Source organism: Streptomyces sp. NPDC001093 (assembly GCF_040298985.1).
In the GTDB taxonomy this organism is placed as follows: Bacteria; Actinomycetota; Actinomycetes; order Streptomycetales; family Streptomycetaceae; genus Streptomyces.
Window position 1 is genome coordinate 1 of the sequence record NZ_JBEPBF010000220.1, and the last position, 9,435, is coordinate 9,435.

Genomic DNA, 9,435 nt, shown 5'->3' on the forward strand with positions numbered 1-9,435 from the left:
TCCGAGTAGTCCTTCATCGCCATCGGCGGTCTTCTCGCTTCCTCCGGATCAAGCAGATCCAGTATCAGCGTGTCCACCACTCAGGGGGAGGCTCCGGAAGCGTTCGCGAAAGCGTCACGCTTCCGGGAGGATTTATTCGACCGTCTGACCGCGCGCGGGGACGAACTGTTCGAGCTGGTCGACGCGTTGCCGTGTGTGGATGTTCAGGCGCCGGACGGTCGCACCGTTGGGTGCCAGCCGAACGCCGGAAACCGTGGTGATGCGGGCACCGGGCCGGAGGATCGGGCGACTTGGCAAGACAGATATCGGCGGATTGACGGCTTCGGAGGTCCGTTGTGGACGGTGTCTGCGGGAAGGTCATCGGTCCCTCAACGGGAGCTCCGGTGGGCGCGTGCCGCACCCACCAGTCGTCGTCACGCACCCGTGACCAGCACAGCGACAAGATCAACTCGTCCTTGAAGGCGCCCTTCCCTGTCGGAAAGGCTGGGCGACACAGGTGGCTCGCCACCGAGTGACGAATCTCGGTGACGGGCCGTGAAGCCTTGTGGATCAGCTGGCGCTGGTGTTGATCGTCCAGTTCATGACGGCCAGGGTCACGGAAATGGGCACGTAATACACCCCGTGAAAGCACCACGCGGTCCGCTGCCAGGAGTCCGCAGTGCTCTGGCCATTGCAGTTCGTTGTGGTGTCGAGAGCCGTGATCGTGCCCCGAGCTGCGTCGGTTTTCCAGCCACTTGAGATGCCGCTGAACACTGGACCGCCGCTGTCCCCGTTGACCGCGGCGATGCCGTTGGCGCTTCCCGAATACGCCAAATCGACATCCGGCCGATAGATGCCATTATTGCCCGTGACGCCTATGTGAGTCTGCGAGATGTAGACGCCGCAGTGCACACCTCCGTTGGCGCCGGATGTGCATACTTGCTCATTTACATAGTTGTGCTCCCATCCCGAGACGGGCTTCGAGCAACCGGTCGTGTCGTCCCAGGCGCCGTCATAGACGTGGGCACCGGACAAGCCACTTCCTGGAGTGAGGCCAGAAACATCGTAGATGTCCGACTGATCCCCCATGTTCGGCCACGAGCGGGATTACTGCCAGGAGTGAGACGGCAAGTATCCCTCGCACCCGGCGTCTGGTGGTTCCACCACTCATGCTGTCCCCAACGGAAGTTACGGTTCGCCAAGCTCGATTACGCGATTCGCAATCGATCTTGGCGCACGCTACCAGGCACCCACAGAGCTCGAAGGTCAGGAAATCGTGAGCCTCGAAAATGCATGCCGGAAATGAGCACCTTACCTATTGCGAAATCATTTGGTGCGAAGCCGCGATCCAAGGCCGGTTTAGCCCGCATCGTCGCCTGTCAACGTTGGTTAGCCTCGGCTCGCCTCGCACGGTGCAGAGGCGGCCCAGCCAGTCACGGACAGGCCGAGGCGTGTCCGCCGGCGTTGGCTTCACCCTCGTTGGCTGTGGCCGCGCTTCCGTCCTTGCCCCCAACGCTGTCGCATGTGTTCCCACGGTCCCCGGCCCCGCAATGTGGCAGGGTGTGGCACGTCCCCCTCGTCGGGGCTACCAGAAAAGCGACAGGTGAGGTCTGTTGCGCTGGTTCTGTGTCGTCTGGCACCGTGGCGACGAACCGGCACTGGGAAGAGGACTTGTATCTCGTCGGGCACGTGGCGTGCCTGCCACGTCGCGCGAAAGTCTGGATCGTCGCGGGGGTCTGTCGTCACCGCTGCTCTGCTCGACCGTGTCGGCGCCGAGCTGGGGCTTTTGGGTCACCTTGACGGATGAGGAGCGTGCGACCAGCAGGTGGGCCGAAGGGTACGATCGCCGAAATCTTCGCGTCGCCATCGATCCGGGTGCCTCCGGAAGCGCGGTGACATCCCACAACTCCCGGCGTCAATCAGGTATTCCCTGACCTGTTGAAGTAAGGGCCCGCCCATGCCACACACCCATGCGTCCGTGCGCGCGATCGGAATAAGTCTGGCCGCGACGGCTGTCCTGCTCACGGCTGCCTGCGGGCAGCATAGTCGGCAGTCCGTCGGCGCCCCCGCAGGCATGATGTCCGCCGCACCGTCCGAACTTCCGCGGACCGGCACCCCGTCTACTGGCTCGAGCCCCGTCGCCCACCCGTCCATGGATAAATCCGGGCCGGCTAACGAGGCAGCACTCCACCGAGCCGCGGACTCGATCGAACAACTGGGGAGTTCGTTCCCGGATACCTATACGGGGGTGGAGGTGGACACTGCCGGCGACGGCCTCATCGTCTACCGCAGAACGGACTCGCGCTTCGATGCTGCCCTGTCCGGGCTCGGGCTCGGTGTACACGTCGATCTCCATAACGCACCGCGGTCCAGGAAAGAGATGCGGGCCACGCACGACCGCCTTGTGCCACTTATAGGAAACACCACCGGTTACCGCATCATCAGAGTCAGCAGCGGAGGGGATGAGCTCGCATTCACCCGTGGGGTCGTGGAGGTCGGTGTTAACGGCGACCTGGAGCGGGCCAAGCGTGAGCTAGGCGCAAAATTCGGTGACCTTATTAAGGTCGTCGCCGTAGAACCCCCGGCTGGGTGATGGTAGCCCTGTGCCAGCAGGACTCTGCCGCCAGACTCGGACAGGGCATCAGGTCGGGCAGAAGGGACCGCCGGGCCGTCGTTCTCTGTCTGTCGAGGTACGCCCAGGACGGCCCAGCGATGGCCCCAAAGCGATGGGGCGGAGAGTACAAGATGAGGGTGTCGCCCCGATGGCTACACGACCCATCGAATGAAGCCAGGGAGCTGGCTCGCACACCTTGGAGCACGACCGTGAACCCGAAAAGGCGTCACCGAACCCTACTCATCATGTTGGCCGTTGTTGTAGGGGCTGCTCTCGCCATTGCCGTCACTGCATCGATCATGAAGGACCGCAGGCATGGGGAGGGGGCCTTGGGTGAGGTACTGGTGAGCGGTGACGGCCGCACCATCACCACCCTGAACAGCCGGGCCCCATGCCAGCAGGACCCGCCCCGCCTGGTGGCGAGCGAATCCCGCGATTCCGTCACCTTGGAACTGCAGGAAAGCGATGTCGATCTCCGTCCTCAGTGCACCAGGATCGACGAGCAGATCACCACAACGCTGCAGTCACCGCTAGGGACACGACGGCTGGTGTACGCCGGGAGCGGCTGGACCATTGCCCCCTTCGACCAGAAGCGGCTGGCCAACCCACGATATCTCCCGCCAGGCTATTCACCGGCCACTCACGTGCAGTGGAGCGACTCCAGCCAGCATGACCTGCTGCCACCATTCATCCGGACCCAGAGCTCCGGCCCCGCCTGGACCCGTTTCTACCACCGCGCCTCGGACAAGGCGTCTCTGAGCATCACGCAAATCGCCGGAAAACTCACAGTGAGCACAGCAGGCATTCCAGAGTCTGTCCAAGGGTGGGTCGGTGGGCTCTCCCCGGACTCCAATAACACCGTGACACGGACGAACGGGACCTACACATTCATCGTTAACACCACGGATCGGAACCTCCACGAAGCCGAACTCCTGAGGATCACCAAACAACTCACCCCTGAAACCCGAGACTGAACCGCTGATGAGCTGCGGGTTCTTGTCAGTGAACCGCTCCGGGATCGGTGGAGGCTCTATGCGTTGACTCCAGCCGCCGGTTGGGGATGGCGTTGCGCGTAGTGGTTGGTTTCGTATTCGTGGGGCGGCGTGTCTCCGATCGCGCTGTGGAGCCGGTGGTTGTTGAACCAGTCGACCCATTCCGCGGTGCCGAGTTCGACGTCGAGGCCGTGCCAGGGCCGACGGGGCTTGATCAGCTCCGTTTTGTAGAGGCCGATCCGGGACTCCATGAGCGCGTTGTCCAAGGCATCACCGACGGTGCCGACCGAGGCGTCGATGCCGGCCTCGAGGAGGTGCGCCGTGAACGCGAAAGACATGTACTCACTGCCCGCATCCGAATGATGAACCAGCCCCGGTCCAGCAGGAGTTCCGGCGCGGTCGCGTCGCCACAAGGCCATATCGAGGGCGCCGAGAACAAGCTTGGATCGCTTGCTGGTGGCGGCGGACCAGCCGACGATCACCCGGGGGAAGACGTCCACGACGAACGCGACGTAGACGATCCCCGACCAGGTGGCCACGTAGGTGAACCCACGTCCGCACCATCTCCGCCGCACCGATCCCCAGCTTCGCCGCCACTGCCTTCATCGCGGCTCACTCGGTCGGATAGTTCGGACGGATCTCCGCGACCATGCGCACCGCACGCTCAAACACGCACGAAAAACTCCCACGTGCGGGCCGGCCCAGGCATCGCTACCGGCCGAGGCAGCTCGTCAACGAAGGGGGGCCGGAGGTACAGGCCGCTGCGAAGATCACGCTGCCCGGCCCCGCCGACCAGCTCCGCGAGTTCCTCCAGGTCGGCCACGGCAAGCGGCTGTCCACGTACGTCATCGAGGGCCCCGCCGGTTCGGGTGTCATCGGCATCAACGGCGCCGCCGCCCGGCTGATCAGCCCCGGGCACCCGGTGATCATCATCTCCTACGCGGACATGGCCGACGCCCAGACACGTGCGTTCGTCCCGAGCGTCGTCTTCGTCGACGCCGACAACCGCATCGTGCAGCGCGGCGACGACCCCGCCGACGTACCCGCCGGATTCGGGCTGCTGCGCGGAGACGTACCGGCCAACGGGATCAGGGTGTGACGGCGACGGTATCGGCGAGGCCGCTCGCCGGTCATCGTCCAGGGCAGCGGCCCGGTCGGGCTGGCCGCGGCGGCCTTCGCCCAACTCGCCGGGGCGGCACGCGTCATCATCGTGGGCGGTCCGAGCGGCGACTGGCCGCGGCGGCCGCCGCCGGCATCGGTGACGTGCACCTGAACATCGTGGACGCCGCGGATGCCGAGGCTGTGCTGCGCGAGGCACGGGCCGCCGCCGGCCCGGACGGCGCCGACCTGGTCATCGAGTGCGCCGGGGTCCCGGGCGCCGTGGCCCAGGGCCTGATCCTGGCCGGCAGGGGCGGCTCCTACCTGGTCATAGGCCAGTACACCGACGCGGGCGACACCGAGCTCAACCCGCACCAGATCGTGTACCGGCAGCTCGACGTGGTCGGTTCGTGGGCCTTCACCGGCGATCACCTCGTCGAATACGTGAGGCTGCTGCCCGCCCTCGCCGCGCGCTTCGACCTGGAGGGCATGGTGACGGTCTACCCGCTGGAGCACCACGCCGATGCCCTGGCCGACGTCGCGGCGGGTGCCGTCCTGAAGGCCGTGTTGTCCGGCTGATCCGGCCGCGCGGCGCGAGTCGCCGAGGTGAGTCCCGCGGTCCCGCGTCCCGAAGGCGGCCAGGACCCCGGGGTTCACTCGCTTCCGCGCAGTCGTCGCAGGGCGTCTTCGGAGACCCGGTCATCGGGCAGGTAGGCCAGGAAGTGATGACCGGGCTCGTCCACCGCGGCCAGCTTCACGTAGCGCAGGCGCAGTTCGCCCACGGCCGGATGCCGAAAGCGGCGTACCGAGGGCTGGAACCCGGCCGTCTCCCGGCGCTCGTACCAGCGGGCCGCGTCGGCGTCGGCCAGCAACTCCTCGACGAGTTCGGCGAACCGCGGATCGTGCGGACGGCGAGCGGCCCGGGACCGGAACTGGCCGAGCAGCGCACGGGCCTCGTCCTCCCACTCGGCGAGCAGGGTCCGGGCCAGCGGCCAGCGGAACACCAGCCAGAGAAGATTGCGCTGCTTGGGGTGCAGCCGCGCCGGATCGGTCAGCAGCGCAGCGTACCCGGCGTTCCAGGCCAGCAGGTCCCAGTGCGGATCGAGCACCACGGCCGGGTTCGGTGTCATGGCCTGCACCAGGCTGAGCAGGTTCCGGGACACCCAGTTGGGAGCGTCGGCGGGCTGTCTGTTCTCCTCCACGAACGACAGTACGTGCGCGGTCTCCGCGGCATCCAGGCGCAGTACCCGCGCCACCGCGCGCAGCACCTGCTCCGAGGTACGCACCCGTCCCTGCTCCAGCCACGTGTACCACGACACGCTGATGCCGGCGAGTTCCGCCACTTCGGCCCGGCGCAGCCCCGGCGTCCGGCGGCCCGGGCCGTCCGGCAACCCCGCTTCTCCCGGCGCCAGCCGTTCGCGGCGGGAGCGCAGGAAGGCCCCCAGTTCACGGTGGCAGAACGCGCCGGGGGATGTGCGTGCGGCGCTCACTGCATCATGCCTCTCCTGCGGACAGCGGGCGCCTGCTCGAATGCGGGCGCCTTCCTCTGATGCTGCCGTCACCGGGCGCGCGGCCGGACCGGCAGGGTGTGAGTGATGGTAATAGCCAGCGACCTCCGTCCCGAGGGGCCCGGTGCTGAACTGGTGCCGGACCGCATCCCTCCGGGTCGGTCCCCCTCTGTCACCCGTTCTCGTCGAACCCCCTCGGAAGGGAGCGTCCCCTCGTGACCACCACCGCGTCGGCTCCGGTGGCGACTTTGCCCACGTCCTCCTTGCGACTGCTGCGCACCGCCGGCTTCGTCAGCAACCTCGACCGCTTCTGCATCGCGCCCATGCTGGTTCTCATCGGACCGCAACTCGGGGCCCCGCTGCCCACCGTGGTCCTGGCCGCGAGCGGCTACTACCTCACGTACGGGCTGATGCAGCCGGTGTGGGGGGTGGCCAGCGACCGATGGGGCCGAGTGTGGGTGATGCGGGTGTCGCTGACCGGCGCTGCGCTGGCCGCCCTGGCCTCGGCCCTCGCTCCCGACGCCCCCGTGCTGATCGGGGCCCGCGCCCTGGCCGGCGCGTTCTTCGCCGCCTCCATCGCGACCTCCCTGACGTACGTGGGCGACACGGTGCCCGTCGCGATACGGCAGCGGCCCCTCAGCGAGCTGATGACCGCCTTCGCGCTGGGCACCGCCGTGGCCACGGTCGTCGCCGGGGCATTGGCGCACTACCTCAGCTGGCGACTGGTGTTCGCCCTGCCCGGCGTCCTCGCCTGCTACCTGGCGGTGGCCCTGCGCCACCTGCCCGAGCCCGAGCGGGCACCCTCCGGGTCACTGCTGGCCCCCTTCCGTGTGGTCCTGTCCTCGCCGTGGCAGTGGTACGTCATGGCGGTGGCGCTGCTGGAAGGAGCGGTGCTGCTCGGCTTCCTGACCTACCTGGCCCCGGCCCTGGAAACGCACGGAGTTCCCACCACCCTGGCCGGCGCGGTCGCCGCCCTGTACGGGGTCGGCTCCATGACCGCGGCCCAGGTGGTCAAGCGGCTCGTCGGGCAGTGGTCCGCGGTACGCCTGATCGTGACCGGCGGCGTCCAGATCGCCGTGGCCTACCTGCTCGCCGGGTACAGCCAGTCCAGCGGAGCGCTCGTCGTGGTCGCGCTGCTCCTCGGTGGTGGCTGGTCCTTCATGCACTCCACGATCCAGTCGTGGGCAACGGCCCTGTCCCCGGCGGCCCGCGCGACGGGCGTGGCCATGTTCGGCGTGGCACTCTACGTGGGTAGCGCCCTGGCCAGCTGGCTGGCCGCCTCCACCGCTCAGGCGCACGCCTACCGGCCCCTGTTCTGGCTGGCGGCACTCCTGACCGTGCCCTTGACCGCGGCCGCGGCGGCCGGCCGGGCCCGCTACCGGTGAGCTGACATCGCGACCGGCGTGACGCCGTAGGCGGCTACGGCCGAGCCGCCCTCGAGTTCCACCGAGGCCACGTCGAATGGCACCTCGGCGACCGCGCCGCATCCATCGCCGCACTGCACCGCTCGAACAACGCCCGGCCACCGATGGAACGGCAAGGGCCTGGACTTGTCATCCGCCCGAGGCGACCAACACCTGACGACCCTCCTCAAGACGCTGCCCGCCCAGCGCAAAATCGTCGCTGCCCGAGACCTCGAAGACCGCGCCCGACAGGTGGCAAACTCAAAGCAACATAGAAACGGCCCGCATGGCCCTGTGGGCGCCGATCTCCCCACCAGACGACGGAAACCGGTTGGCAATCAGCGCCCACAGGCGCGTCGAGGGTGTATGGGGGGCAGAGTCAGGCGCGGGACTGACCAGACCCTGCCCCGTTTTACGCACTAGAAGGCTCAGCAAGATCTTCACGGCCTGTCAGTGCCGAATACCTCAAGCGGCACCTGCTGCACCAGGGCGTCTACCTCGAACGCATCCGCGGCGACCGGGTACTGCACGAAGCACTGACCGTCGGCGCCGACCCGTTGCACCTCGCCCTGGTCTTCAACCTGTCCCACACCACCGCGAGGCGCTACGCGACCATCGCCCAGAACCTGCTCGACGACCAGACGGGAGTCCGCCGAGATGCGGTCGGAAGGGAGATCGGGCTCCCTTGACGGCTGCCCGTCAGGGGATCCCCGACCGAACGATGCTGGCGGAGCAGACAGAAAAGACCGGCACGGCCGCTGTCGAGGAGCTGCCGTTAAACCAGTGGCGTCCCCATCGACGAGCCTCATAGCTTGTGCGCTCGTGACAGATGATCCGAAGACGCGCCTGAATCGACGTGACCTCGGCCGGGTGTTCAACGAGGTGCCGGAACTCTACGACCGGGTCCGGCCGGGATACCCCGACGAACTGTTCGCGGACCTTGTCACCGTCACCGGCATGGACGAAAGGTCGTCGGTGCTGGAGGTGGGCTGCGGTACCGGCCAGGCAACGCGCTCGCTGGCAGCGCTCGGATGCTCAGTGACCGCTATCGAGCCGGGCGAAGAAATGGCCGCACTCGCTCGCCAGCGGATCGCCACCTTCGGCAACGTCGAAGTCGAGACGTCGATGTTTGAGGAGTGGGACGACCGCGGTCGACGCTTCGATGTCCTCGTGGCTGCGTCGTCGTGGCACTGGGTCGACCCGTCGATCGGCTGGCAGCGAGCGCACGACGTCCTCTATCCCGCAGGCTGGATGGCACTGCTCGGCAACGTCGTTGTCCGTCGACCGGGAGAGCCAGAGGTGTACGCCGAAACCGCTGATCTCCATGAGCGGTTCTGCCCCGGGAACCCCGGATGGGGTCATCCTCCCCTGGAGGACGACGTGCGCACGACCGACGAAGGCTGGGGCCTGGTCGACGATCCCGGCGGATTGTTCGGCCCAACGATCGTGCGCTGGTACCCCACCGTTCAATGGTTCAACGGGGACGGCTTTGCCGATCACCTTCGCTCGTTGTCGCTGTACCGGAGGCTCGACCGCGACGTCCGTGAGCCCCTGCTCGACGCAATCGCCGAGCGTATCCGCACGCGAATGGGCGACCGAGCATCGCGCCGTTACCTCAGCGTCCTCCGTATCGGACAGCGCGCCGAGTGAGCCCAGTGGTGAAGGACCTGCCGATTCAGCGGCAACGGACCCACCCCACTTTCATGCCTGCCTGCCGAAGACACTGTGGGTTCCCAGTGAAAGCACCTCCTTACCTTGTGGGCGGGTTGATTCCGGTCCTTCGTACGATCGGCAGACCCAGGGGCCTGGGTGTGGCTGAAAGCGCTCATGCCGTACGTGTG

10 protein-coding genes are annotated in these 9,435 nt (G+C 67.1%); 6 read left to right on the forward strand and 4 right to left on the reverse strand.

Translation table 11 applies throughout. The features are described 5' to 3' along the window. Nucleotides 1–549: 549 nt before the first annotated feature. A complete protein-coding gene (locus ABT288_RS48055) occupies nucleotides 550–1,014 on the reverse strand; it encodes a chymotrypsin family serine protease (RefSeq protein WP_351622894.1) in 465 nt (154 codons plus the stop codon). A gap of 1,117 nt (nucleotides 1,015–2,131) precedes the next feature. Here ABT288_RS48055 and ABT288_RS48060 point away from each other — a divergent pair. Continuing rightward, nucleotides 2,132–2,572 (forward strand): hypothetical protein, encoded by a 441-nt coding sequence (locus ABT288_RS48060; protein ID WP_351622897.1) that lies wholly within the window; start codon nucleotides 2,132–2,134, stop codon nucleotides 2,570–2,572. Between the two features lie 266 nt (nucleotides 2,573–2,838). Further along, complete coding sequence (locus ABT288_RS48065) at nucleotides 2,839–3,567, forward strand: hypothetical protein (RefSeq protein WP_351622900.1); 729 nt, start codon at nucleotides 2,839–2,841, stop codon at nucleotides 3,565–3,567. A 56-nt stretch (nucleotides 3,568–3,623) separates the two neighbouring features. Here the strand turns inward: ABT288_RS48065 and ABT288_RS48070 are convergent, their stop codons facing one another. Then, nucleotides 3,624–4,124 carry an integrase core domain-containing protein gene (locus tag ABT288_RS48070; protein ID WP_351622902.1) on the reverse strand — a complete coding sequence of 167 codons (501 nt, stop codon included), beginning with the start codon at nucleotides 4,122–4,124 and terminating at the stop codon, nucleotides 3,624–3,626. Between the two features lie 110 nt (nucleotides 4,125–4,234). Between ABT288_RS48070 and ABT288_RS48075 the strand changes: the two genes are divergently transcribed. Both ABT288_RS48075 and ABT288_RS48080 read left to right on the forward strand, forming a co-directional pair. After that, entirely contained in the window at nucleotides 4,235–4,684 is a 450-nt protein-coding gene (locus ABT288_RS48075) for an aspartate 1-decarboxylase (protein ID WP_351622905.1), read from the forward strand. After that, nucleotides 4,681–5,262 carry a zinc-binding dehydrogenase gene (locus ABT288_RS48080; RefSeq protein ID WP_351622908.1) on the forward strand — a complete coding sequence of 194 codons (582 nt, stop codon included), beginning with the start codon at nucleotides 4,681–4,683 and terminating at the stop codon, nucleotides 5,260–5,262. The genes ABT288_RS48075 and ABT288_RS48080 overlap by 4 nt, the downstream gene beginning before the upstream one ends. Nucleotides 5,263–5,336: 74 nt before the next feature. Here ABT288_RS48080 and ABT288_RS48085 read toward each other — a convergent pair whose 3' ends face one another. Continuing rightward, on the reverse strand, nucleotides 5,337–6,173 hold the full coding sequence (locus ABT288_RS48085; protein ID WP_351622910.1) for a helix-turn-helix domain-containing protein: 837 nt from the start codon (nucleotides 6,171–6,173) through the stop codon (nucleotides 5,337–5,339). Between the two features lie 233 nt (nucleotides 6,174–6,406). On the opposite strand from ABT288_RS48085, the gene ABT288_RS48090 reads away from it, so the two are divergent. Next, nucleotides 6,407–7,576, forward strand: a complete 1,170-nt coding sequence (locus tag ABT288_RS48090) for an MFS transporter (RefSeq protein ID WP_351622913.1) — start codon at nucleotides 6,407–6,409, stop codon at nucleotides 7,574–7,576. A gap of 458 nt (nucleotides 7,577–8,034) precedes the next feature. Here the strand turns inward: ABT288_RS48090 and ABT288_RS48095 are convergent, their stop codons facing one another. Further along, nucleotides 8,035–8,184 (reverse strand): hypothetical protein, encoded by a 150-nt coding sequence (locus ABT288_RS48095; RefSeq protein WP_351622915.1) that lies wholly within the window; start codon nucleotides 8,182–8,184, stop codon nucleotides 8,035–8,037. A 232-nt stretch (nucleotides 8,185–8,416) separates the two neighbouring features. Here ABT288_RS48095 and ABT288_RS48100 point away from each other — a divergent pair, with 232 nt between their 5' ends. Next, nucleotides 8,417–9,244 (forward strand): class I SAM-dependent methyltransferase, encoded by an 828-nt coding sequence (locus ABT288_RS48100; RefSeq protein WP_351622918.1) that lies wholly within the window; start codon nucleotides 8,417–8,419, stop codon nucleotides 9,242–9,244. Nucleotides 9,245–9,435: the final 191 nt, after the last annotated feature.

What these genes read in the sequence shown, in the direction of transcription:
- ABT288_RS48065 (WP_351622900.1), top strand. Translation starts at nt 2,839, where the DNA reads ATGTTGGCCGTTGTTGTAGGGGCTGCTCTCGCCATTGCCGTCACTGCA.
- ABT288_RS48060 (WP_351622897.1), top strand. Translation starts at nt 2,132, where the DNA reads ATGGATAAATCCGGGCCGGCTAACGAGGCAGCACTCCACCGAGCCGCG.
- ABT288_RS48075 (WP_351622905.1), top strand. Translation starts at nt 4,235, where the DNA reads ATGCGCACCGCACGCTCAAACACGCACGAAAAACTCCCACGTGCGGGC.